General features: G+C 70.8%; 15 protein-coding genes and 1 pseudogene. 8 read left to right on the forward strand and 8 right to left on the reverse strand.

Features of this window, described 5'->3' with window-relative positions:
• Positions 1-84 precede the first annotated feature (84 nt).
• Positions 85-2,310 carry a pectinesterase family protein gene (locus tag ACTMTI_RS06830; RefSeq protein ID WP_441118879.1) on the forward strand — a complete coding sequence of 742 codons (2,226 nt, stop codon included), beginning with the start codon at positions 85-87 and terminating at the stop codon, positions 2,308-2,310.
• Between the two features lie 248 nt (positions 2,311-2,558).
• Here the strand turns inward: ACTMTI_RS06830 and ACTMTI_RS06835 are convergent, their stop codons facing one another.
• On the reverse strand, positions 2,559-2,879 hold the full coding sequence (locus tag ACTMTI_RS06835) for a helix-turn-helix domain-containing protein (protein ID WP_441118880.1): 321 nt from the start codon (positions 2,877-2,879) through the stop codon (positions 2,559-2,561).
• 658 nt (positions 2,880-3,537) lie between these two features.
• On the opposite strand from ACTMTI_RS06835, the gene ACTMTI_RS06840 reads away from it, so the two are divergent.
• Positions 3,538-4,398, forward strand: coding sequence for an oxidoreductase (locus ACTMTI_RS06840; RefSeq protein WP_441118881.1), 861 nt, complete (start codon positions 3,538-3,540; stop codon positions 4,396-4,398).
• Positions 4,395-5,126, forward strand: coding sequence for an SDR family oxidoreductase (locus ACTMTI_RS06845; RefSeq protein WP_441118882.1), 732 nt, complete (start codon positions 4,395-4,397; stop codon positions 5,124-5,126). Before ACTMTI_RS06840 ends, ACTMTI_RS06845 begins: the two co-directional genes overlap by 4 nt.
• Before the next feature lie 62 nt (positions 5,127-5,188).
• On the opposite strand, the gene ACTMTI_RS06850 is transcribed toward ACTMTI_RS06845, so the two are convergent.
• From ACTMTI_RS06850 to ACTMTI_RS06865, 4 genes are all read right to left on the reverse strand, one after another.
• Positions 5,189-6,049 (reverse strand): hypothetical protein, encoded by an 861-nt coding sequence (locus ACTMTI_RS06850; protein WP_441118883.1) that lies wholly within the window; start codon positions 6,047-6,049, stop codon positions 5,189-5,191.
• Positions 6,046-10,539 (reverse strand): AAA family ATPase, encoded by a 4,494-nt coding sequence (locus tag ACTMTI_RS06855; protein WP_441118884.1) that lies wholly within the window; start codon positions 10,537-10,539, stop codon positions 6,046-6,048. Before ACTMTI_RS06855 ends, ACTMTI_RS06850 begins: the two co-directional genes overlap by 4 nt.
• Positions 10,540-10,760: 221 nt before the next feature.
• Entirely contained in the window at positions 10,761-14,009 is a 3,249-nt protein-coding gene (locus ACTMTI_RS06860; protein WP_441118885.1) for a discoidin domain-containing protein, read from the reverse strand.
• Complete coding sequence (locus ACTMTI_RS06865; protein WP_441118887.1) at positions 14,006-15,394, reverse strand: glycoside hydrolase family 43 protein; 1,389 nt, start codon at positions 15,392-15,394, stop codon at positions 14,006-14,008. The genes ACTMTI_RS06860 and ACTMTI_RS06865 overlap by 4 nt, the downstream gene beginning before the upstream one ends.
• Positions 15,395-15,659: 265 nt before the next feature.
• On the opposite strand from ACTMTI_RS06865, the pseudogene ACTMTI_RS06870 reads away from it, so the two are divergent.
• The 3 genes and pseudogenes from ACTMTI_RS06870 to ACTMTI_RS06880 all read left to right on the forward strand — a co-directional run.
• Positions 15,660-15,890, forward strand: a pseudogene (locus ACTMTI_RS06870) (helix-turn-helix transcriptional regulator); the annotation flags it as partial.
• Positions 15,891-15,939: 49 nt separating this feature from the next.
• A complete protein-coding gene (locus ACTMTI_RS06875; RefSeq protein ID WP_441118889.1) occupies positions 15,940-16,512 on the forward strand; it encodes a TetR/AcrR family transcriptional regulator in 573 nt (190 codons plus the stop codon).
• Positions 16,513-16,532: 20 nt separating this feature from the next.
• The gene (locus tag ACTMTI_RS06880; RefSeq protein ID WP_441118890.1) at positions 16,533-17,708 is read left to right on the forward strand and encodes an FAD-dependent oxidoreductase; all 1,176 of its coding nucleotides are present in this window, start codon (positions 16,533-16,535) and stop codon (positions 17,706-17,708) included.
• A gap of 18 nt (positions 17,709-17,726) precedes the next feature.
• Here the strand turns inward: ACTMTI_RS06880 and ACTMTI_RS06885 are convergent, their stop codons facing one another.
• The 3 genes from ACTMTI_RS06885 to ACTMTI_RS06895 form a co-directional block, all read right to left on the reverse strand.
• Entirely contained in the window at positions 17,727-18,155 is a 429-nt protein-coding gene (locus ACTMTI_RS06885) for an SRPBCC family protein (protein WP_441118892.1), read from the reverse strand.
• 107 nt (positions 18,156-18,262) lie between these two features.
• The gene (locus tag ACTMTI_RS06890) at positions 18,263-18,397 is read right to left on the reverse strand and encodes a hypothetical protein (RefSeq protein WP_441118893.1); all 135 of its coding nucleotides are present in this window, start codon (positions 18,395-18,397) and stop codon (positions 18,263-18,265) included.
• A gap of 160 nt (positions 18,398-18,557) precedes the next feature.
• Positions 18,558-23,489, reverse strand: coding sequence for a hypothetical protein (locus ACTMTI_RS06895; protein ID WP_441118895.1), 4,932 nt, complete (start codon positions 23,487-23,489; stop codon positions 18,558-18,560).
• Positions 23,490-23,612: 123 nt separating this feature from the next.
• Here ACTMTI_RS06895 and ACTMTI_RS06900 point away from each other — a divergent pair, with 123 nt between their 5' ends.
• Positions 23,613-24,161 (forward strand): hypothetical protein, encoded by a 549-nt coding sequence (locus tag ACTMTI_RS06900; RefSeq protein WP_441118897.1) that lies wholly within the window; start codon positions 23,613-23,615, stop codon positions 24,159-24,161.
• A gap of 42 nt (positions 24,162-24,203) precedes the next feature.
• Positions 24,204-24,578 (forward strand): hypothetical protein, encoded by a 375-nt coding sequence (locus tag ACTMTI_RS06905; RefSeq protein WP_441118898.1) that lies wholly within the window; start codon positions 24,204-24,206, stop codon positions 24,576-24,578.
• The last annotated feature ends 55 nt before the right edge of the window (positions 24,579-24,633 follow it).

The following is a 24,633-nucleotide window of genomic DNA, read 5'->3' on the forward strand; positions in this document are numbered from 1 at the left end:
TCATGGCTATTACGCGAACGTTTCATGCAACCGATTGCCGCACCCCCCGCGAGGTTGCGTATGCGACTTCTATTCCTTCTCCCCGTGCTACTGATCGCGACGGCCACACCCGCGGCGGCACAGACGCGCACCACCATCGTGGTCGCCGCGGACGGGACCGGCCAGCACACGACCGTGCAGGCCGCCGTCGACGCCGTGCCGTCCGGCAACACCCGGCCCGTCACCATCCTGGTCCGCAAGGGCACCTACAAGCAGCAGGTGGTCATCCCGGCCGACAAGCCCCACATCTCGCTGGTCGGCGACACGCGCGACCCGCGCGAGGTGGTGCTCACGTTCGACGTCTCCGCCTCCACCCCGAAGCCTGACGGCTCCGGCAACTACGGCACCTCGGGCAGCGCCTCGTACGTGATCAGCGCCCCCGACTTCACGGCCCGCAACCTCACCTTCGAGAACTCCTACGACGAGGCCGCCCACGGCAACAGCCAGGCCGTGGCGGTGCGGACGACGGGCGACCGGCAGGTGTACGACAACGTCAGGTTCCTCGGCAACCAGGACACGTTGTACGCCAACACCGCCTCCGCCACCACGTTCGCCCGGCAGTACTTCCGCAACTGCTACGTGGAAGGCGACGTCGACTTCATCTTCGGCCGCGCCACCGCCGTCTTCGACAGCTGCGTCATCAAGGCGCTCGACCGCGGCAGCACCGACAACAACGGCTACGTCACCGCGGCCAGCACGGAGCTGAGCAACCCGTACGGCTTCCTGATCTACCGCAGCCAGCTGACCAGCGACGCCCCCGCGCGCACGGTCCATCTGGGCCGCCCGTGGCCGGCCGGTGGCTCGGCGACGGCCCGCGGACAGGTGCTGGTGCGCGAGTCGTGGCTGGGGCAGCAGTTCAAGGACGCGCCCTGGACCGACATGTCCGGCTTGAGCTGGCGGGACGCCCGGCTGTCCGAGTACCGCAACCACGGCCCGGGGGCGACGGTCAACGACGACCGGCCACAGCTCACCGCCGAGCAGGCGGCGGCCTTCACGCCGGAGAAGTACCTGGCGGGCAGCGACGGCTGGAACCCCGTGCGCCGGCAGCACCCGCGCCCCGACCCGTACCGGCTGGGCCGGGAGGCCCTGCCCCGCGACGACGGCTGGGCGGCGGCCACCACCGGCACCACGGGCGGCTCGGCGGCCCGCGCCGAGAACGTCCACGTGGTCTCGACCAGGGCACAACTGGTGGCGGCGCTCGGCGACCCCGCCGACAACACACCGAAGATCATCTTCGTGAAGGGCGCGATCGACGCCGACACCGACGACTCCGGTAACCCGCTGACGTGCGAGGACTACGCCGTCAACGGCTACAGCCTGCCCGCCTACCTGGCCGCGTACGACCCGGCCGTGTGGGGCAGGACCAGCGTCCCGTCCGGGCCGCTCGAGGAGGCGCGCAAGGCGTCGTACGCGAAAATGGCCAAGCACGTCAGCATCACGGTCGGCTCCAACGTCACCCTGGTGGGCGTGGGCCGGGACGCCGCGCTGAAGAGCTTCGGCATCCGCGTCAGCAACGCCGACAACGTCATCGTCCGCAACCTCACCATCACCGACACCCGGGACTGCTTCCCGCAATGGGACCCGACCGACGGCGCGGAGGGCAACTGGAACGCCTCGTTCGACAACATCGAGGTCTCCGGCTCCACGCATGTCTGGCTGGACCACAACACGCTCAACGACGGCGACAACCCGGACTCCGGCCAGCCGCTCTACTTCGGCCGCCCGTACCAGGTGCACGACGGGCTCCTGGACATCGTCCGCGGCTCGAACTACGTGACCCTGTCCTGGAACCATCTCAGCGACCACGACAAGGTGACCCTGATCGGCAACACCGACAACCCGGCCAGGTACGCCGAGGAGGACAAGCTCAAGGTCACCGTGCACCACAACCACTTCGAGGGGCTCGGCTCGCGCGCTCCCCGGGTGCGCTTCGGCCAGGTGCACGTCTACAACAACTACTACACGGGCAGTGACCGGCACGGATACAGCATCGGCGTAGGCGTCGGCTCCAAGGTCTATGCCGAGAGCAACGTCTTCGACGGCATCCCGGCCGCGAAGGTCCTGGGGGCGTTCAACGGCACCGCGATCACCGCCAAGGACAACCTCGTGGACGGGGCTCCGGCCGATGTGGTGGCCGCGTACAACGCCGCCAACGGGACGTCGCTCGGCACGGACACCGGCTGGACGCCGACCCTGGTCGCCCGCGTCCACCCGCCCATGGCCGTGAAGTTCTTGGTCCCGGCCGGCGCCGGGGCGGGACGTCGGCTCTAGCGAGAAGGCGGCGCCGTTCACCGGCGCCGCCAGGCCGTCCTCGATCGCAGCCGGCACCCGGTCATCACGCGCGCAAGAGCTCGCGCTTCAGCGCGTCACCGACATAGATCGAGTCGATGGCCTCGCCCCGGTATGGCGGACGCTGCGGAATTCTCAGCAACGCGCACGCGTCCAACCAGACTTGTGTGCGTCGGGGCCTCGAACCCCCAACCTGCCTGACATGATCGGGTTGACAGGCCAAAGAGCGGCTATGCGACGCGCTGCCACGTATCACCGAAATCAGCGATGACCTTAAGCTGGCCACCGAGCGCACGAATGTACTCACCCAGGGTGGTAAGTTCGGCGACGGTCCCACTTTCGATCGCAGAAACACGCTGCTGAGACACGCCCATCACCTCGGCGACCTCTGCCTGGGTCATCCCCGCCTTCCTGCGCATCTCGGCCAGAGACTCCGCCCGGACTCGGGAAACCCTGCGCTCACGAGCTTCCTTCAGCGCTTCACGGTCATCAGGGTGAACGAACTCCTCAAGGAATTCGTCCCGGGTATAGGAGTGAAACTCAGCGCTCACGGCTGCTCCTTCAAATAAGCCTCATACCATTTTTCGGCCAGTGGAATCGCTTCCTGATACCAGCGGCTCCATTGTCCGGACTTGTCTCCCGCGACCAAAGACAGCGTTTCGACTTGGGTCGAATATGAACAAGATTCGCACTTCGCTGTCGCCGCTTGACCCAGGACGGAGTTGACTGGTCGCGGAGGCCATCTTGCATAGCGCCTCATACGGAGAGTGGGTGCAGCGCGGCCACCCTCATCGTCCCTGCTCGCCCGATCGCTGGCCTAGTCTCGAAGACATGGACAGCGACAACCTGCTCGGCCAGTTCCTCCGCGCCCGCCGCGAGCTGATCCAGCCCCAGAGCGTCGGCATCCCGGCGAGGCGCTGTCCCTGCCGGGCAGCCTGACCGCCACCGCACCCACAAGAACGTACCGGCTACCGCCAGAGACCCCAGATCTGATCCCCGTCGGCATCATCACGCCGCTCGGCACGAAGCAAGCCGCGACTCGCCGCTGACCGAGCCCGGCCACCGGCACGCCGCTCGGCACGAGGCAGCCCGCGACGCGTCCCCCACCGAGCCGTGCCGCCTTCGCACTCCGGCCTTCGCGGCCGCCAAGGCGCGGCTTCGCCATGCCCTCGATCATCGATCGACGACCACCATGGGAGTGACCGCAACATGCCCGTCAACGACACCCCCGTCTGGTTCATCACCGGATGCTCCACCGGCCTCGGCCGCGCGCTCGCCGCCGCCGTCCTCGAACGCGGCTGGCGAGCGGTGGTCACCGCCCGCGACCCGCGCCAGATGACCGATCTGGTCGCCGGCCACGGCGACCGCGCCCTGTCCCTGCCACTCGACGTCACCGACAAGGCCCAGGTCGCGGCGGCCGTCAAGCAGGCGGAGACCGCCTTCGGCCGGATCGACGTCCTGGTCAACAACGCCGGCTACGGCTACCTGGCCGCGGTCGAGGAGGGCGAGGACCACGAGATCCGCGCGCTGTTCGACACCAACGTCTTCGGCCTGGCGGACGTCACCAGAGCGGTCCTGCCGGGCATGCGCGCCCGCCGGGCCGGCCATGTCGTGAACGTCTCCTCGCTCGGCGGCCTGGCCGCCTTCGGCGCGACCGGCTACTACCACGCCACGAAGTTCGCCGTGGAGGGCCTGTCGGAATCGCTGGCGGCAGAGGTCGCCCCGCTGGGTATCAAGGTGACGATCGTGGAGCCGGCCGCGTTCCGTACGAACTGGTCCGGCCCCTCCATGCGCCAGTCCCCCGTCCGCATCGACGACTACGCCGAGACCGCGGGCGCCCGCCGCACGGCCACCCTGGCGACGTACGGCCACCAGCCCGGCGACCCGGCTCGCGCCGCCGAGGCGGTCGTCGCCGCGGTCACGACCGCCGACCCGCCGCTGCGCCTGCTGCTGGGCAAGGTCGCGTACGACATCGCCGCCGCCCGCCTCGACACACTCAAAACCACCTTCGACGCCTGGCGCGACCTCACCCTCAGCGCCGACTACCCCGAAGACAAGGAACCCGCATGACCTCCACCCAGAAGATCGTCCTCGTCACCGGCGCGAGCAGCGGCATCGGCCAGGCCACCGCGCTGCGACTGGCCGGAGAGGGTCACCACCTGGTGATCGGCGCTCGCCGCGAGAACCGCCTCGCCGCCCTCGCCTCAGCGATCAGGGACGGCGGTGGCAGCGTCGACACGCATCGCCTCGACGTCACCGACCGCAAGGACGTGGCCGCCTTCGCCGACACCGCCGTGGAACGGCACGGCCGGATCGACGTGATCGTCAACAACGCGGGCGTCATGCCGCTGTCCCGCCTGGACTCGCTGCTGGTCGAGGAGTGGGACCGGATGATCGACATCAACGTACGCGGCCTGCTCAACGGGATAGCCGCGACGCTGCCCCACTTCCAGCGGCAGGGCGGCGGCCACTTCGTCACCGTCGCCTCCATCGGCGCCCACCAGGTGGTGCCGACGGCGGCGGTCTACTGCGCGACGAAGTACGCCGCCTGGGCCATCACCGAGGGCCTGCGCCTGGAAGTGGACCCGAGTATCCGGGTCACCACCATCTCGCCGGGGGTCGTGGAGTCCGAACTCGCCGACACCATCACCGAGCCCGGCGCGCGTGAGGCGATGCGCGCCTACCGGGCGGCGTCCATCCCGGCCGACGCCATCGCCGGCGCCATCTCGTATGCGATCGGCCAACCGGCCGACGTGGACGTCAACGAACTCATCATCCGCCCGACCAGGCAACGCTGACCCCATGACCGCCGCCACCACACAAGCGGGCGAAGCGGTCGTCGGGCTGGTCGGCCAGGCGCTCAGAAAGCCCCGGTGTACGGCGCGATCGTCGTCGCGGTGAGCGCGGTCCCCAGGTAGCCGTTCAGCGTGTGCGGGTTCACCAGGCCGATGAACGCCTCGTCGTGGCGATCGACGGGAAAGCGATCGCCGAGCCGCCGCGGAACGGCGACGAAGTCTCCCGGGTCGGCGAGGTTGACCCACCGGCCCACGCCTGGGGGGCGCAGGCCGTTGCCGTCGACCGGCCCGGGTTCGAGCTTGTCGAAGACGGCCCCCGGCAGGCCGAGTGGCGAGCCAAGCGTGACCAGGAGCTCCACCTCCAGGTCCGGGTAGGTGTGCAACGCCTCGTAGGCGACCACCGAGCCGAGCGAGTGCGCCAGCACCACCCGGGGCCGGTGCTCTCTGATCGCCTCGGCGACCTGCGCGCGGGCCGGCCCTCGCCGCTCTGGCAGGGCGAGATAGGCGTGCACCTCCCTGACGAACGCCACCATGATCCGGGCCAGCAGCTTCACCGGCACTCCGCGCCGCCGCGCCAGCCAGTCGAGTCCTTGGCGCAGCGGCATCGTGGCCGGACCCTGCTCATCCGCGGGATCGGGCACTCCGGCCGCCCGCAGCCACGCCCAAGCCAGCGGGACCTCCTCCGCCGACAGCGACTCCACCCGCTCGTCGTCGCCCGGCCCCTGCGCTTCGGCGTCGGCGAGCAGGTGAGCGTAATAGGCCACCCGCAGCTCGGGCACGGGCGCGGTGAAGCCGCCCGCCTGGTATCCCTGGGCGAGCTTGACCTGCCACTTCTCGGCCAGCTTCGCCGCCGCCTGCATCGGGCCGAGCCCGACCTGCCGGTTCCGGATCCCGTGCACGGCAAGGACCGGCGCTTTCACGCTCATCGACTCTCACTTTCGCCGGGTACGGAGAACAAGGCCAGCTCAGGCCCGAAGCTCACTACGAAACCGCGCGGATGCGGCAGCAGCCACTGCGCCGGGTGTGGCACGATCAGCGGCGGGCCGTCGCGTTCACCGGTGGCCGCGTCCCACAGGCACACCCGATGCCCGCTGGTGGTGACCACCCGGGCGCGGCCGCCGGCCCTAGTCACCACCGCTGATCCGACCAGCTCGTCGTGGGCCAGTTTCATGACCAGACGGCGATGGGGCATGTCCCACACCCACACCTTTTTGCCGCTGCAGATGAGCGCATGAGCACGCCCGTCGATATCGGCCACCTCCATGTGCGTGATCGGCCACCCGCTCTTGACGGGGAGGGCCTTGACCAGGCGGCCGTCGGACAACCGGATCAGCCGGAAGAGGTCACCCGACGACATGAGGGCGTGCGCCGTGCCGTCGATGTCGGCCGCCAGCAACTGCCTGCGCCGGGACAGATCCCTGGCCCATCGGGTGGAGCCGTCCACCAGGTCCCGCGCCTCCAGCCAGCGGCCGCTCGCGATCACGGCGTGCGGCCGCCCATCGATCTCGGCCGCCAGGACGCTATCAACGGGCTTGCCGAGCTTGCGGGTGTGCAGCAGCACCGCATCGGGGAGGCTCCACACGTGCACGCGGTGGTGCGGCGAGGAGCAGATGGTGAGCGCGTGCGGACGGCCCCGGAGGTCGGACACGGTCACCGCGCTCACGGGCTGGTCATGGTCGAGCCTTTGTGCCTGGACACCGTCGGCCAGATCCCACAGGCACACCTCGTGTTCGCCGGAGGCGGTCAGCCCGTAGGCGCGGCCGTCCACGGTTGCCACCGCTGCCGACTTGATCGGTTGGTCGCTCCTCAATGTGTGCACCAGGATGCCGTTGTCCAGGTCCCACACGCGCGCGTCCCGGTCGCCGGCCGTGGTGAGGGCGTAAGGTCTTCCGCGTACTTCGGCCGCCGCAATCGTGCGCACCGGTGCTTCGTGGTGGCTGATGCCTCCAGCCAGGTCCCAAACCCGGACGACATGGTCGACGTCGGTGGTCAGTGCGTAGGGGCGCTCGTCGTCCGGGGTGAATGCCGCGGCCTGGACGTTGCCGTGGTGATCAGAGAAAACCTGGTGAAGGGCGCCGCCGGTCAGATCCCACGCGTGCAGGCTCTTGCCGCTGACGGTGAGCACGCGAGTCCGCCGCAGGACCTCGACCACGCCCGCTACCCTTGCCGGCCCCTTGTGGCGGAGTTCGTGGCGGAGCGCGCCTGTGTCGAGGTCCCAGACGGACACGACGTTCACGCTGGTGGTGAGGGCGTGAGGACGCCCGTTGAGCTCGAACGCCGTGATCCCGTGCACCGGGTCGAGGTGGCCGAGGGAGTGGCGCAGCGCGCCGTCGGTGAGGTCCCACACGCGTACGCCGTTCTCCGCGGTGGTGATGGCGTGGGGGCGTTTGCCGATCTCCACACCGGCCACCGCGCGCAGGCGGCGAAGATGGCGCAGGACTCGCCGCTCGCCCCCGTCCGTGAGGTCCCACAGGCGCAGGCCGTCCTCGGCGTACGTGAGCGCGTGCGGGCGCTGGTGTACGGTCAGCGGGTCCACGAGCCGCACCGGTTCCCCGTGGCGCAGGTCGCAGCGGTGCACGCCCTCGGCGAGATCCCGGACGTGCACGGTCTTCCCGGCGGTGACCAGGGCGTGCGGGCGGCCGTCGATCTCCGTCTCCCGCACCTCCTGGACCTGACGGTCATGGATGACGTTGTAGCGTTCGGTGCCGTCCGTCAGGTCCCAGAGTCGCATCTCCGTCCCCGCGGCGGTCAGCGCATGGGGCCGGCCGCCGATCTCTATCACCCGAACGGCCCGCACCTGCTGCCCGCAGGCCAGGACGTGCCGCTCCGCGCCCTCCGCCAGGTCCCAGAGCCACACCTGGCTGCCCTCGGCGGTCAGGGCGTGGGCGCGGCCGTCGATGTCCGCCGTCGCCATCGCCCGTACGTGGTGGCGACGGTTGAAGGCGCGCCGCAGGGCGGGGTGGATGTTCGCGTTCGTCGCCCACACCGGCCGGACGGCGGGCGGTCCGCCATCGGTCACGGCGTGCGCGAGCTCCGGATGGCGCCAGCGGATCGCGTCCAGTTCCAGCAGGCGGCGGCGGGCCTCGGGGGTTCGTTCGGGATGATGCTTGATCGAGGTGTCGAGGATTCTCGCGTGGAGCTTGGCCGTACGGTCGGTGGCGCGGTGCGCGTTCGCCGCCGTCGCCGCCGGATCGGCGTGCACCAGGAAGCGGGGGTCGAGCAGCAGGGCGTTGACGGCCTGCGGACCGGCCGCGACGGCGTGCTCGACGAGATGGCGGCGCACGTACGGCGAAGCGAGGTGCCACAACCGGCTCCTGCCGTCGGGCGCGAGGGGGACCGTGTCCCGCAGCCTGGCGAAGACCGCTTCGGCGACACCCCGGCCAGTGGTGCCCTGGCCGGACTGGTCCTTGCGCATGTGCTCGACGATGGCGTGGTGGAAGAAGCGATAGAGCTGGCGTCCATCGGGGCCGGTGTTGGTGCGCAGGTAGAAGGTCGCCGCCGCGAGCGCCCGCCGCGTGTCGGACAACGTCGGCGCCAGCGCGTGCGACCCGCTGCCGACGGAGGGAGCGGATGCGGTGGCCACCGTGTGGAGGGCGTCGAGTGGCATGCCCTCGCCGCGTGCGCAGGCCACGGCCCGCAGCACCGGGCGCAGCCACGGATCCTGCTCGGTGAGCGTTTCGAGGTGCAGTTCGAGCATGCCTGGCAGGTCGGTGGGGAGACGCTCGACGCTCTCACGGGCATCCAGCGGGTCGCGCAGCCGAGTGAGGTAGTCGGCGAACAGCACGGCCAGGAGGAAGCGGCCGTGGTGGCGGGCGCGGGTGAGCCGATCGGCGGCTTGGCGTGCGACCTCGGTGACCGCACCGGCCTTGCCGGGGGAGGCGTGCGGCCACAGCGCGTCTTCCAGGTAACCGGCGAGGTCGGCGGCGAGTTGCGGGGCGGGCACGCGGTCCAGGTCGATCAGCTCGCCGTCGCTCCTGAGCCGTTCCCGTAACGCGGGGAAGCCGCGCCAAGGGCGGGTGCCGATGAGCACCCGGCACAGCGGCCGCCCGTCGCGGGTCGCGGTTACAAGGGGCAGCACGACCTGCGTGACGAGTTCCTCAGCACGCAGGGCCTCGTCGAGCGCGTCGAGCACGACGACAGCGGGGACGGGTGCGTCCCGCAGCCGCTCCAGCACCGCCTGGGTGGTCCATGGGCCGCCCGCCGGAGGAGCGCCCAGGCTGAGCTGGCCGGCGAGGGAGGAGAGGATCTCGGCCTGGCTGCGCTCGCGGGTATGGACCGCGGCCAGGAAGGGATGCACGCTCGGCCGCTCGGCGGCGGGGATGCGGCTGCGGATGGTGCCCGCGACGGCTTGGAGGTCCTTGTGCGCCAGGCAGAGCGTGACGCCCAGCAGAGCGGACTTGCCCGCGCCGGGCCCGCCGGTCACCACCAGGAGCGATGGTTCGGAGCCTGCCGGGTCGTCCAGCCAGGCGTTGATCCGCAGGCGCTGTTCGCGCCGGCCCGCGAAGCGGCACTCCTCCGCCGCCTGTGACGACGTGCCGGAGGCACGGGAGACGAAGTGCAACGGGTCCAGTCCCGGGTCGGCCTCGGCGGCGAACTGCCATAGGGCGCTGTCACGCCGCCGCTGGAACTGGTCGAAGAGATTGTGGGCGTAGGCGGGGTTGGGGAAGAACGGCGGCGGCTCAGCGAACGCCTCCAGCCGCGGTGTACGTACCACCGTCTGCCCGAAGCCCTGCCCGTCCCGCTCGGCGAGGCGGGCCAGCTCGCGGTCGATCTCCTCGGCGAGGGTCTCGACGGGGATGTACGCGAGCGCGGGCGAGACGTCCAGGACGCCGTCGCGCAAGCGCTCCAGGACGGTCACGGTCGCCTGGGTGAAATGCGCCTTGTAAGCCTTCTCGTCCTCCGTGCACGCGGCGATGACCCAGGACTTCCTGTCACGGACCCGGAGCCGTTGCGCGAGCTGGTACACCGCCGCCCGCCCCGCCCCGCACACGTCCAGCAGGAACAGCGTGGGAGCCCCGTCCGGGGTGTCCTCCACCTCGTCCAGCCAGGTGTTCACGCGGACGGCGGTGCGAGGCAGAGAGCCTGATTCGCTGTCGTGCACTGCGAGGTACAGGGTCGTGTCCGAGTTACCCAGAACGCCGTGGCCGCTGAAGTGCACGATCAGCGCTTCGCCGGCCGCGCGCCCGCGCAGCTCCTGCCACGCCTTCTCCGCCTCGGCCAGCGAAGGGTGCAGCAGCGGCGCGTCGCCGTGCACGCTCAGTCCTTGGAGCCGGGCGATCGTGCGGGCCAGCTCGGTCACGGCAGGGGCCACGCAGGCCAGTGGCTCGAACCCCGTCGCCGCCGATCCCGCGGGATCCCACTCGCTCTGCTCGACCACCCGGAAAGATCCCGCCCCTACCACGAGCGCCCGCGTCACCGTGCCCCGTCCTCCTCGTAGGTCTCGCGAGATAGCCAAAGCGTAGGAGAAGAACGCTGCGGTGTCCGCTGAGATGCACATTCTGTGCACCTGGGTCCGCACGGGATGTCCCCGGCCCTGTCCTGGTAAGTCAGGACCACTGATCGCCGGTATCGGCTTGCTCGGGGCCCGGTGCCCGGCCGGACGAGGGGCGGGTCCACGCGACCCGCCCCTCGGGAGGATCACGTCCCGTAGGCCCTGACCTCCAGGAGGCCGACGGAGCTGGTGCCGTTGCCGGTCAGCAGCACCCGCAGCCGGGTCGTGCTCGTGCCGGTGAAGGTGACGGTGTTGTAGGCGTTCTTGGTCAGCGTGTACGCCGAAGCGCCCGGCACGTCCACGTACGCGCTGCCGTTCCAGTACTGCAGCTTCCACGACGCCGGCATGTCGATGCCCTGGTCGTCGTCGAAGAAGTAGACGTCGGCCTTGTTCAGGGTGCGCGCCGACGACCAGGTCAGGTCCACCCACTGCTGCCCGGTCTCGGGCCAGCAGCCCCAGCGCGGGTTCACGGTGTCGTTGGACGACGGCGGGTCGATCCCGTCGTTGACCGCCGCGACGCTCTCCCACGACGAGGTGTACGACGCCGACGGCGTGGCCGACAGCGCCAGGTTGGCGGGCGGCTGGACCCCGCCCCGGTTGTAGACCTTGACCTCGGTGAGCCCGGTCCTGGCCCCGGAGGCGGCCGTGGCCAGCACCCGGACCCGCTGGGCGGTGACGGCGGAGAACTGGACGACGTTGTAGTTGGCCCGCGGCGTGGCCGGGGTCTTGGCCTGGCTGGGCACGCTGACCCAGTTACTGCCGTTGTGGTACTGGATGTCGTAGGACGCCGGCGCCCGGTAGGTCGAGCTGGCCGGGCGGCTGTCCTTGAAGTAGAGCCGGACCTCGTTGAGCGTGCGGGCAGAGCCGAAGTTCAGCTCGTACCAGTCCTGCCCGGCGGTGGTGCCGCCCCAGAACGGCTCGTTGATCGGGTAGCCGTCGACCGCGCCCGCCGTGGAGCTGCCCGAGGCCGTGGTCGAGGCGGTGGCGGTGGCGCCGGCGGCGAGGTTGGTGAGGTTGGCGGTCAGGTCGACGCCGGCCTTGGCGAGCATGTCGACCATGCGGGCGCTGGTGTGGTTCACCTGCGTGGGCGACTGGAGGCCGGGAGCGGCGACGTGGTGGGTGACGGTGCCGCTCGTGGTGACGTCACCGGTGGCCGGGTCCCACGTGAACGGCACCAGCGACGACACCGTGGCCACCCGGCTGCCGTTGACGTAGATCGAGTAGCCCTCGGGTACGCCGGCGTAGCGGACCACGCCGTCGGCCGGGTCGTCCCAGACGATGGTCAGGTCGGCGTTGCGGTAGCGCAGGTTGTTGACGGTGAAGTGGGTCCAGCCGATGTTGATGGGCGAGAGCTCGACCTTGGCGTCGTTGCGCGGCCGGAGTCCGGCGACGTCCTCGACGACAGTCCAGTTGCTGCTGCCCAGGATGTTGTGGTGGATCCAGGAGCGGTAGGTGATCGAGGAGCCGTTCCAGTCGGCCCAGAACTCGTTGGCGTCCGGCCACTGGGTGTTGCCGTTGACGTATTGGGCCCAGGCGTTCCAGTAGAGCAGCTTCTTGTAGTCGGTGGCGCTCATCCACTCGTTCGGGTAGTCGCGCAGCACCTTGGAGTAGAGGCGGAACTGGACGGTGGAGTTGATGGTGGAGAAGTTGTTGGAGCCGGGCTCGCCTGCGTCGGCGGCGGCCTTCTTGTCCACCTGGTTGGCGGTGAAGAAGGGGAAGATCGGGTAGTGCGCCGGATCGTCGTACAGGCGCAGGGCCTGCTTGTACGTGGCCGTGTTCGGGATCGCGCCCACCGAGAACGGGTAGTAGTTGTTGATCTCCTTCCACGGCACCCACTCGTTGGTGGACTTCAGCCGGTGCTCGAACAGCTGCCTGCTCGGGTTCCACAGCACGTTGACGATGGCGTTCTGGATCTGGGTGGCGAGCGTGCGCATCTCGGTGGCCTTGGCGGCGTTGCCGATGGCCTCGTACGCCTGCGCCGCGGCCAGCGCGCCGCTGTACTGGTAGGCGGCCTCGGCGCGGTCCATGCGCTGGTTGGGCCTCCAGTGGAAGGACACCGCGTCGGCGTCGTTACCGGTCAGGGCGCCCCAGTCGTACTCGATGAGCTTGTTGTTGTCGGTGTCGTAGTACGACAGCTGGCCCTTGACGTCCTGCTCGGCGTAGCGGGCGAGGTTGGCGGCGATGGCGGGCTGGCCGCCGTGGATCTGGTAGCTCTTCCAGGCCGCCTCGCCGATGTACTGGGTGTAGCTGTTGGACCAGTTCTCGGGGTCGCCGGGGTTGTCCAGGAAGCGGCCGTTCTTGGAGATCTGGCCGACGCTCAGCCAGTCACCGTAGGAGTAGATCGGGTTGCGCAGGTATTTCAGGTCGTCGATGTGCATCGGCTGGGTGAGCGCGATCGCGTTGTTGTAGCCCAGCACGCCCTCGGTCGAGGTGGGGAACTGGAAGGTCTGACCGGGGATGTCCGCGTCGAGGTGGTTGAAGCGCATCAGCCACCAGCGGTAGTAGATGTTCTTCTTGATGGCGGGCTCGGGCACGTCGATGTAGGGGACGTTCTCGGCCCACCACCGGTTGTACGCGCGCACGTGGGTGGCGAACGCCGTCGCGGCCGAGTAGCCGGCGTAGGCGTCGTACTCGGTGCGGGAGGCCGGGATCTCGTTGGTGACGAAGCCCATGACGACCTTGACGGTCACGGTGGCGCCGGCCGCGACGGTGACGGACCTGTTGAGGCCGCCGCTGGAGACGGTGAACCCGTCGCCGGTGAGCCTGGGGTAGATCGTGGTGAGGTTGTTGTAGGCGTTGACCTGGCCGGTCAGCTCGCTGCCGCTGCCGGACGTGGCATACGGAGAGGTGGCCCTGACCTGCAGCGTCGTCGAGCTGGAGCCGCCGTTGGTGATGGCCAGGTTGGCCACGGCGACGTTGTTCTCGGTGATGAACTTGGTCTGGTCGACGGTGATCGAGCCGCTGGTGTGCCGGCTCTTCCAGTGGCTGGGCGCCTGCCAGCGAGAACTCACCTGTTCGGTGAACGTGCCGGGCGTGACGGCGACGGTGAAGGCGTTGTTGTTGCTGATGCTCTCCCAGTACGCCGCCTGCCCGGCGAAGCCGAGCGTGCCGGGCGTGTGGGTCTTCATGAACAGCGCCCGCCCGCGCGTCATGAGCCAGGTGCCGGCGGGGTCGTTGCCCGGCCGGGCCAGCAGCCGGTCCATCCAGAAGTCGGTGCCGGAGCTCTCGGCGTCGTAGATGGCCTGCATCATGTTGCCGGTCGTGTACGTGCCGGGCGCGGCGGGCACGGCCGGGCCGCCGAACGTCGGGAAGCCGATGGTCTGGTCGGCCGCCGCCGGCGGACCGGCGACGAGTAACCCCGCGATGAGCAGCAGGGCGAACAGGGCGCGCCTCATGAGAAGGCCCTCCATTCGAGCACACCGGTGGAATAGCCGGACCTGGAGGTGATGTTCAGCCGCAGCCTGGTGGTGCTGACCGGGCTGAATGTCGTGGTGTTGAAGGTGTTGGCCGCCACGCCGCAGCCCGACTGGCCGGGCACGTTGACGTAGGCGCTGCCGTTCCAGTACTGCACCTGGCAGGAGGCCGGCAGGTCGATGCCCAGGTTGTCGTCGAACCAGTACACCTCGGATCTGGAGATCGTCTGTGCGGTGGGCCAGCGGTACTCGATCCACTCGGTGCCCTGGTGGTCCCAGTTGCCGTAGGCGCCGTGGCTGTGATCGGCCGAGTTCGCCGGGGTGTAGCCGTCGTTGATCGCGGCGAGCGTCTCCCACGGCGAGACGTAGGAGGTGGAGGGGGTGGCGCTGGCCGCCAGATTGCCCGGAGTGGTCGGGCCGCCGGTCTGGACGACCTTCTGCATGGTGCCGTCGGCGTTGAAGTAGAGCTTGTCGAGCGTCACCGAGCGGCGGAAGTTGCCCCCGCCCGGGGCGCCGGCGTTGTGGTAGACCATGTACCACTGACCCTTGAACTCGATGATCGCCGGGTGGTTGGTGGTCGAGCTGACCTGGTCGAGGACGACGCCGCGGTGCGTCCACGGGCCCAGCGGGTTGCTGGCGGTGGCGTAGCGGATGCAGGCGTAGTTGGGCGCCGAGCAGCCGGAGTCGTTGGCCGCGTAGGCCAGGTAGTAGACGCCGTTGCGCTTGAACATCCAGGGGGCTTCCCAGAAGTTCGACACGCCGCTCGGGGTGATCACTGAGCCGTTGATCGTCGTCATGTCGGAGTTGAGGCGGGCGGCGCGCAGGCCGTAGTAGGAGCCCCAGTACATGTAGACCTGGCCGTCGTCGTCGGTGAACACGGTCGGGTCGATGTTGAGCGGCGAGGAGTTGGGGGTGCTGTCGCTGATCAGCGGGCCGCCCTTGGCGTCGCGGAACGGGCCGAGCGGGCTGTCGCCCACGGCCACGCCGATGTTCATCCAGCCGGGGCCGTTGCCGTTGATGGAGACGTACCAGTAGTACTTGCCGTCGGCTCCGCGCTCGACCTCACTGGCCCAGGCGTCGGCGCCCGCCCAGGGGAAGCTGGAGATCGACAGCTTGGCGCCCTGGTCGGTGAAGGTCGTGGCGTCGTTGGAGGTGAAGACGTGCCAGTCGCGCATGACGAAGTTGGTGCCGCCGGTCGGGGCCTCGTCGTGGCCGGTGTAGACGTACAGGGTGTCGCCCACGACCAGCGCGGCCGGGTCGGCCGTGTAGATCGCGGTGGTGATCGGCGGGCCCGCGAGCGCGGGCCCTGCGGTGCCGAGGAGGAGCAGGAGTGCCGCGGCGAGGGCCGCCGCCCAGCGTCGTCTCATGAGGTCGCCCCTTACAACCTAGCGATTGCTTGTGTTAACGCTAACATCACTGACCCGAATCGAAGCGGTGAACCTGAAAGGTTTTCGGGAACGTAAAACGGCCAAGCAGGGGCTGTCAATCGGCGACTGCAACCACATGCATAGGGCATGAACTGGCCTTATAGAAATGGCCGGTCGCTGATCAGCCAGCGAGCGCTTGGTCACGGTTTCATATCACCGAAAAGGCTTTCGGCGTGCCGGCCGCTCACTCATCAGAACTTCATGCCTGTCGCGGGCGGTGTTCGCGCGGCGCTTCGCCGAGCTGGTCGGGCAGCCGCCACTGGTCTATCTGACGGAGTGGCGGATGACGCTCGCCGCCGACCTGCTCCGCACGCCCGGTGCGACCGTGGCGGCGGTGGCCCGGCGGGTCGGCTATGCCGACGGATTCGCCTTCAGCAACGCCTTCAAGCGGGTTCGCGGCATGCCGCCCAGCAACCTGGTCCGCTCCCGGAGGTAGGGGGTACTATTGGACGAACGCCCAGGGCGATCGTCCAAACGAGGAGAGCATGGCCTCCACTTCCGCGGAACGCGGCAAAACGACCCGGCAGCGGCTGCTCGACGCGGCCGTCGCGCTGGTGCCCGAAGTCGGCTGGGGCGGCGTCACGACCAGGCTGGTCGCCGAGCGGGCCGGGGTGGCGCCCGGCGTGGTGCACTACCACTTCGCCTCGGTGACGGAGCTGCTCGTCGCGGCCGGGACCGGGTTCAGCGGCGTGCTGCTCGAGCAGTTCGCCGTGGCGCTCACCGCACAGCCGGGCATCGGGGAAGGGGTGGACTGGCTGCTGGGCGAGCTGTCCCGCCACAGCGGCACGGATCCCGCCTCGTTGCTGGTCGTGGAGATGTTCCTGGCCTCGACGCGGCTTCCCGAGCTGCGGGAGCGGCTGGGCGAGCAGATCACCGGATTCCGTGCGCGCGTCGCGTCCTGGCTGGCCGAGCACGGTTACCAGGGCGACGCGGACGCCGCGGCCGCGATGCTGGCGGCGGCCGTGGACGGCATCATGCTGCACCGCGCGCTGGACCCCGGCCTCGACTTCGCCACGCTGGCGGGGCCGCTGCGCGCCATGTTCGGGCTCGATGGCTGACTTCGGAAAGGGAATCAACCGTGAAAGTCCTCATCTGCGGTGCCGGCATCGCCGGGCTGACGCTGGCCTGGCACCTCGAGCGCGCCGGCTGGGAGGTGGAGCTGGTCGAGCGCGCGGCGGCCTTCCGGGACGGCGGATACATGATCGACTTCTATGGTCCCGGCTACCAGGTCGCCGAGCGGATGGGATTGCTGCCCCGGCTGCTGGAGAGCCGCCACCTGGTCGACGAGCTGAGCTACGTCGATCGCGACGGCCGGCGGACCAGCCGTCTGACGCTCACCTCCGGTTTGGAACAGGTGCTCAGCCTGCTCCGCGGCGACCTGGCGCGGGCCATCGCCGACGACGTGCGCGCCCCCATCACGTACGGCGCCAGCGTCGAGTCCGCCGAGCAGTCCGCGCACGGGGTGTCCCTGCGGCTGACCGACGGCACGACGCGCGAGGTGGATCTGCTCGTGGGCGCGGACGGCACGCATTCGCGGGTGCGCGAGCTGTCTTTCGGTGACGTGCTGCCGCGTTACCTCGGGCACCAGGTGGCGGCGTACATCATCGAGGACGAGGCGCTCTCCCGCCGGATCGGCACCCGCTACCGGATGCTGACCGAGCCGGGCCTGATGGCCGGCGCGTACGCCCTGCGCGGCGGCCGGCTCGCCCTGCTGTTCCTGCACCGCGAGCCGGACCCCGCGCTGCCCGCCGATCCGGCGGCGGTGCTGCGCCGGCGCTTCGGCGACCTCGGCTGGATCCTGCCCGAGGTGCTGTCACGCTGCCCGGACCCGCCCGAGCTCTACTACGACCAGGTGACGCAGGTCGAGATGGAGCGCTGGCACCAGGGCAGGATCGTGCTCTTGGGGGACGCCTGCCAGGCCGTGTCGCTGTTCGCCGGGCACGGGGCGACCCTGGCGATGGCCGCCGCGTGGGTGCTCGCCGACGAGCTGGCCGCCGGTGGGGACCTGTCCGCCGCGCCGGCTCGCTACCAGCGGCGGATGGCGCCGGCGATCGCCGACGTGCAGGGGTTCGGGCGGCGGTTCATCCAGTGGATGGCCCCGTCCAGCCGGTGGCGGATCACCGTCCGCGACCTGCTGTTCCGCCTGGCCGCCCTGCCGGGAGGCGACCGCCTGTTCGTCAACTCGCTCAGCGCCGGCGGCCACAACCTGATCACCAGCCGCTCCGGCCTTCTCGACGGCGTCCGCCAGGACTAGCCGGGACGGCTGCCGATCTCAGCTCTCGACGCGCTTCTTCAGGGCCTCGTTCAGGTTCTCGAAGTTCCGCGTCGTGCCCTCGATCAACTTGCCCAGGAACGGCACGAGCAGGCCCTTGAAGCTCTCACTCTGCACCAGATGCGTGCCGCCCTCCGGCGTGGCCGTCAGGGTGAACTCGTGCGTGCCGTCGAACAGCCCCGGCACGATGAGGTGGCCGACCCACTTGAGGCGCTTGCCCGGCTCGGCGGCCAGCACCTCGGGCTTGAACGTCACCGGCCGGCCGTTCTCCGGGAACATGCGCAGCACCAGCCTGCCGCCCACGACCGCCTCCCCCGAAGCCTCCCGCATGAACGGGTTCCACTCCGGGTAACTCGCGAAGTCCACGAGCACTGCCCACACCTTCTCGGGAGACGCGTTGATGTCGATGGCAGAGCTGATTGCGCGCATGCGAGAGCCGCATCATGACGAAGGAAGTGATCCCTTTTGCGGGATACGAGGCATTTATACACGCCTTTCTGATCTCCATCGTTACGTAGCCGGCACAGTGTGGCGCCTCACGCAGCCGGTTCCGTCTCATCCTCCTCGTCCACTTTGCCGGCGGCGCGCTGCAGGGCCAGCATGGCCGCCCTGAAGCGGGCGCACCGCGCCTCGAGCTCGCGTTCGTCCTCGACAATCCACTGTTCGATCATGGGTACCAAAGTGATCACACGCCAGGCCGGCGGGCGGTGGACTTGACGCAGACTTTTCACGCCGGCAACTCGACCGTGCCGCGCTCGCTGTCCACCCTGAGTGCGCCCGCTCCAGCCGGCGCGCGGATCGCCGACCGGTCCGGTGACCGGCTCGGCGAGGTCAGCCGATTTTGTCCAGGAGGAGCTCGGCCTGCGGGGCGAAGGACGGGTCGCCGGTGCCGGTCGCCAGCTCCAGCAGGCGGCGGGCGAGCGCCAGGTCGCCACGCTCGTAGCGGATCTCGCCGAGCCGGCAGGCGGCCTCGGCCACCAGGTCCGGCTCCTCGGTCAGGCTGAGCGTCAGCTCGTAGTAGCGCAGGGCGCCGTCACGGTCGCCGAGCCAATAGCACAGCTCGCCGAGGTGTGCCGCGGCCATCCCGGACTCGGAGTCGCCCGCGTCGATGACCCGCTGGTACCAGGTGAGCGCCCCGGGGAAGTCCCGGTTGCGCTTGGCCAGCGCGCCCAGGTGCATCGCGCCGAGCGCGCTCGTGTGCCCCTCGCTCTCCTCGACGGCGCGCACGTACCACTCGCGCGCCAGCTCCTCGTCCTCGTCGTGGTAGGTCTGGCCGAGCGCGATCATGGCCCGCGTGGCGAGGCCGGCGTCGCCCGCGCCGAGCACCTTCAGGTACGTCTCCCGTCCCTCGTCCACCATTCCGGCCCCGACCAGGGTCTGCGCGAGCGTGGACAGCGCGATGGGCTCGCCGCTGGCGGCCGCCTCCCGCAGCGTGCGCAGCGACTGCGTGGTGTCGCCCCGGTTGTCCTGCAGCATGCCGAGCAGGCTCTCGAACATCGGCCTGATGGGGCTGTCGGCGTCGGCCGCCTGCCGCTGCGCGACGTCGTAGAAGGCGGCGTCGTCGCCTTCGTCGTCGAGCAGTTCGAGCAGCCTGCCCCCGGCGACGAAGCGCACGTCGGGCTCGCCGTGCTCGCTCAGCCGCTCGTACGCCGCCCGCGCCGTGGCGGTCTCGCCCAGCTCCGCCAGCCGGTCGGCGGCCCGCAGCTCGGTGTAGGGGTCCGAGCCGGCCAGCGCGTAGTACTGCCGCACGGCCACCGGGTCCTCGCAGCGGCCGCCCAGTTCGCCGGCGGTCTCCGCGGCATGCTCCCCCATGAGCGGCAGCACCTGCAGCGCCAGCGGGTGGTCGCCGCGCTCGCAGGCGCGGTAGGCGATGGCGTGGAGGTTGCTGACGGCGTTCTCGGCCAGGTCGGTGCCGGTGTCGGCGGCCGCGGCGAACGCCTGCGCCGCCGCCAGCTCTTCGCCCTCGTCATACAGCCACACGCCGAGCGCGAGTCCGCCCCTCGCCACCGCGTCGGGCAGACCGGACTCGATGGCCAGCCACGCCTCGCGGGCGGCGCCGTCCGCGTCGCCCAGCTCGTGCAGCGCCGTGGCGAGGTCGACCCGCACGCTGGGCGAGATGTCCGGGAAGCCGACGTCGATGCCCTTGCGGTAGGTGTCCGCCGCGCGTTCCATGTCGCCGCCGGCCTTGTGCGCGTCGCCCCACGCCCAGTAGCCCATGGCCACGGTCTCCGGGTCGCCGGTCCCGACGGCTCGCTCCGCCTCCCGCACCACGGCGTCGTGGTCCTGCTCCAGGAGCAGGTGGGCGAGCAGCCGGCGCAGGCATTCCAGGTCACCGCCGGACGCTCCGGCGGTGAGCGCCGCCCGTACCCCCGTGGTGTCGCCGCGCGTCTCCAGCAGCTCGGCGAGGAGGTCGGCGGTCGCGGGCATCGCGGCGCGGGCGGCCTCGATCGCCCCGTCGAGGTCGCCCCGGCGGTGCCGGACGACGGCGATGTTGCGCCAGGCCATCGTGCTCGTCAGCGCGTCCTCGGTGGCGGGCAGGAAGCACAGCTCGGCGCGGGAGTAGTGGCCGTCCCCGGCGAGGAGCGCGCCGAGTTCGATCCTGGCCCGCGCGGCCTGGGCGGGCTCGCCCAGGTCGATGATCAGCCGCCAGAACGCGGCGGCCGTGTCGTCGTCCAGGCCTCCCGCCTGTTCGATGACCTCACCGATGGCCTGTGCGCGGGCCACGGGCTCGGCCTCGGCCAGCAGACGGCGTACGGCTCGCGCGTCCTCGTCGTTGAGCGCGAGCAGCGCCGCAGCCGTCAGCTCCGACCCGGTCTGCTCGGTCAGCGACGCCAGGGCGCCCTCCTGGTCGCCCTCCGCGGCCAGCACCCAGGGCAGCTCCTCCGTGGTGGCCCTGCCGAGGAGGTGGCGGGACACGGCGGCGGCGTAGGCGTCGTCCTCCTGGGCCGCGGCCCGCTCCAAGGCGAAGTGCGCGGACTCGGTGTCACCGGCCTCCAGCAGGCGGCGGCCGGCCTCCAGCATGGTCGCGGGCGCCGATTCGGGGTCGAGGGCCGCCGCCCGCTCGAACGCCGCCTTCGCCTCCTCCAGGTCACCGCACTTGGCCAGCAGCGTGCCGAGCAGCCGCTCGGAGGTGCCGGTCGGCTCGGGCGGCGCGGCCTTCAGGTCGGCGAGCGCGCCCTCGGGATCGCCGTGGTCGTGCCGGAACCTGACCAGGTGCAGGGTCGCGGTCTCGCCGAACGCCCCAGCCAGCGACTCGCGGGCCTCCTCGACGCGGCCGCACGCCACCAGCGACTCGCCGAGCAGCAGGGTTCGCTCGCGCCACCGGCGCTCGTCGCCGGTGTCCGGCATCCCGGCGAACGCCTCCACGGCCTCGGCGTACTCCCCGAGGTCCATCAGGACCTTGCCGGCGGCGTTGAGCGCCACCCCGTTGAAGTGCTCGTCCTCTCCCACGGCCCGCAGCCAGGCGTCGATGGCTCCGCGCTGGTCGCCCGCGTCGCCGCGCAGCGCGCCGAGGTAGCAGCCCGCCTGCTGGCGCAGGTCCGGGTGGCCGGTCGCGGCCACCAGCGCGAGCGCTCGGCCGGCGGCGGCCGTCCGTCCGGTGCGCTGCCAGCCGTGCGCGGTCTCCATCGCGAGCGTGCTCGCCATCCAGTACGCCTCCCCCGTGGGCAACGCCCGCGCGGCGGCCTCGAAGTCCCGGTCGAGCAGCAGCGTCCCGAACGTGCTGAGGTCGTCGGAGCCCAGGGCGAAGGCCGCGCGGGCGGCGTCGGGATCGTCGAGCCTGAGCCTGGTGAACCCCAGCGGTACGGCGCCCCGCTCCGTCCACCCCTCGTCGATCATCCGCTCGTACAGGCGGCAGGCGGCGAGCAGGTCACCCTGCTGCTCGTACAGCCCTGCCAGGTCGGCCGCGACCTGGATCCGCAGGCCCCTGCTCTCGGTCTCCATCGCCGCCTCGTACGCCGCCCGCGCCTCACCGGGATGGCGCTCCGCGACGAGCCCGCCGAGCGCGTGCGCCACCCACGGCGCCAGTACGGGATGGCCCTCATCCCTGGCCCGGCGCAGCAGCGCGACCGCCTCGTCCTCGTCGGCCAGCACCTCCTTGCAGATCATCGCCGCGTACGACAACGCGAGCGGGTCGCCGGAGCCGGCCGCCGAGCGGAACAGCTCGGCCGCGTCGGACAGCTCGTACCCGATCGAGGCCAGCACCTGAGCGAACACGGCCGTGCCGATGGCGGCAACGGCCCGGTCGGGGTGGTCCATGGTCGCGCGGTAGCGGACCAGCCCCTCCTCCCTGCCCAGCCGCTGGTGGTCGAGTATCGCCCGCATCACCGGATGCAGCTCGTCGCCCGACGCGCGCAGCAGGTGCAGCATGAAGGCGGCGTTGAAGCCCTGGAGCACGTCGTCGCCCTCGGCCACGTACGCCAGCAGCTCATCGGCCTGCTCGCGGTCGCCCTCGCCCATCTCCAGCTCGGCGAGCGTCACCATGGCCCTGAGCGACTGCGTGGCGGCGCCCGAGTCCGCGGCCTTGCGCAGCAGCAGCCTGGCCTCGGCCAGGTCGCCGGCCTGCAGGCGGGCCAGCGCGGCGTCGGTGTCCTGGAGCGCCTGCTCCTCCACGGGGTCGGCCAGCGGCTGCTGCCTGGCGGCGTGCTCCAGCAGCAGCGTGGCCTTGAACGCGGCGTCGGGGTCGGCGTGCTCGGTGGCCGTCCGCGCCAGTGCCATGACCTCGTCGTACGCCTCCGGATGCTGGTCGAGCAGCAGGCCGAGCAGGGTGACGCTGATCGAGGCCCACTCGCTCTCCCCCGCCTCCAGCACGGCCCGCAGCGCGGCCAGCGCGTCGGCGACCGCGCCCGCCTCGGTGTGCATCTGGGCCAGGCACGCCTGGGCCTGCACGACGTACTCGCGCTGCCCGCTGGCGATCACCCGGTGGAAGATCGCCTTCGTCTCGTCGTCGTCACCGAGCTGAGCGGTGACCTTGGCCAGCTCGATCAGCGAGGGCAGCCGGATCTCGGGCCTGGGGTCCTCGGCGGCCACGCGGTAGGCGGCCGCGGAGTCGGCGTACTCGCCCAGGTCCACCAGCACCGCGCCGAGCAGCTTGTGCGCCATGGCCAGCTGGTCGGGGTGGCCGACGGCGATGGCGTGCTCGCACACCTCGCGGGCCGCCTCGAAGTCGCCCTCCTCGGCGTACATGCGGTAGAGCCGGAACGCCGACAGCGCCACCACGGCGGGGTCGCCGCAGGTCAGCAGCGCGCGGTAGTCGTCCTCGTCCTCCGCGGCCTCGTACAGGTCGCGGGCCGAGGCCGGGTCCTGGTGGAACTCGGGCAGCTCCAGCCGCGCGGCCAGCTCGGCCACGGCGGGGCTGTCGCACCTGCGGGCCCGCTCCAGCGCCTCCAGCGCGCCCGGCGCGTCGCCGAGCTGCGTGCACACCAGCACCATCGCCGTGTCGGCGAGCGCGGCGACCTCGAAGTCCGCGCCGTCGGAGGCGATCGTCAGCACCCGGTGCGCCGCCGGCCACTCCTTGGCGGCGACCAGCATCATGCCCATGGCCATGGCCGAGCGCTGCCCGAACACCGGGTCGCCCGACTGGATCACCGACCGGTGCGCCGCCTCGGCGCCGTCGAGGTCCCCCTGTTCCTGCAGCAGCCCGGCCAGCAGGTGGGACGCCTCCGGGTCGCCCGTGGCCGCGATCTCCCTGAACAGCGCGGCGGCCCGGTCGAGATCTCCCTCTTGCCAGCAGCCCATGGCCGCGTCGAGCTGTTCTGACGCCATTCTTCACTCCAAGGTCATCCGATAGTGTGAAAAAGCTACACATGTGCCACCCTGCGTTACAGGACAATCGGAGATCTCCCGTCCGCGCACGCCGGACTGCGGGAGCGCCGTAGCGTAGTTCTCATGGCCAAAGCGTTCTGGATCGATCAAGAGTTCGACAGAGACCGTGACGGGCGCTATGCCGTACACGTGCGCAAGAACCTGGAAGAGTTCGAGTGGGGTGACATCGCGCCCATCAGATTCGCGTGCGCGGCGTGGCGGCTGGCCACGCCGCCGTCACTCACCCCCGGATATGTGCGGTGGGACCGGCGCGTGCTGGAGGCGACCTGCCACCGCAACACCTGGGACGGCACGCTCTACGCGCGGATCAGGCTCGTCTCGCCGCTGCCGGAGGAGCTGACCCGGTCGCGGGCCTGGTGGCGGGACCGGGGCTGGCTGGGCTGGCAGGAGACCTTCGGTCAATACGTCGAGCCGTCCCAGCAGGACCTGGCCAGGATCCCGTTCCTGCGGGCCTCGCTGCTCGTCGAGGCGCCCGTGCCGCTCGACGACCTGCCGCCGGAGCCCGAGGGCCCGCACGACGACGTCGAGCAGCTGGCCCACCGCGCGGTGGTGGTGCTGGCCCGCGAACTGAACGCACTGGTGTCCCCGGTGCTCGACCAGCTCGGCGGCTGAGGGCCCGGCATTTCAGGTTGATCTGTGGGTAGCAGGGGCCCCATGAGAGTCCTGCTCCTCATCGTGCTGGCGGCCGTCGCGGGCTGTGCCGTGGACACGGCCTCGCCCGCGCGGGCGGCCGAGCGCTTCCACGCCGCGCTCGCCGCGCACCAGGAGGAGGCCGCGTGCGCGATGCTCGCCCGCAGGACCGCCGACAAGCTCCCCGACCCCGGCCAGACGTGCGCCGACGCCCTGGGCGAGCTGCGCCTCGGCCCGGGCGGCGCCGTCACGTCCGTGACCGTATGGGGCGAGAACGCGCAGGTGCGGCTGGCCGGCGACACGCTGTTCCTGCACCGCTTCAGCGACGGGTGGCGGGTGCGGGCGGCCGGCTGCGAGCCGGTGCCCGACCTCCCGTACAAGTGCGAGGTGGACGACTGATGCGCACCGTGTTCGCGCTGACCACATTCCTGATCGTGGTGGGACTGGCGTGGTT

The organism is Nonomuraea sp. H19 (genome assembly GCF_052068215.1).
In the GTDB taxonomy this organism is placed as follows: Bacteria; Actinomycetota; Actinomycetes; order Streptosporangiales; family Streptosporangiaceae; genus Nonomuraea.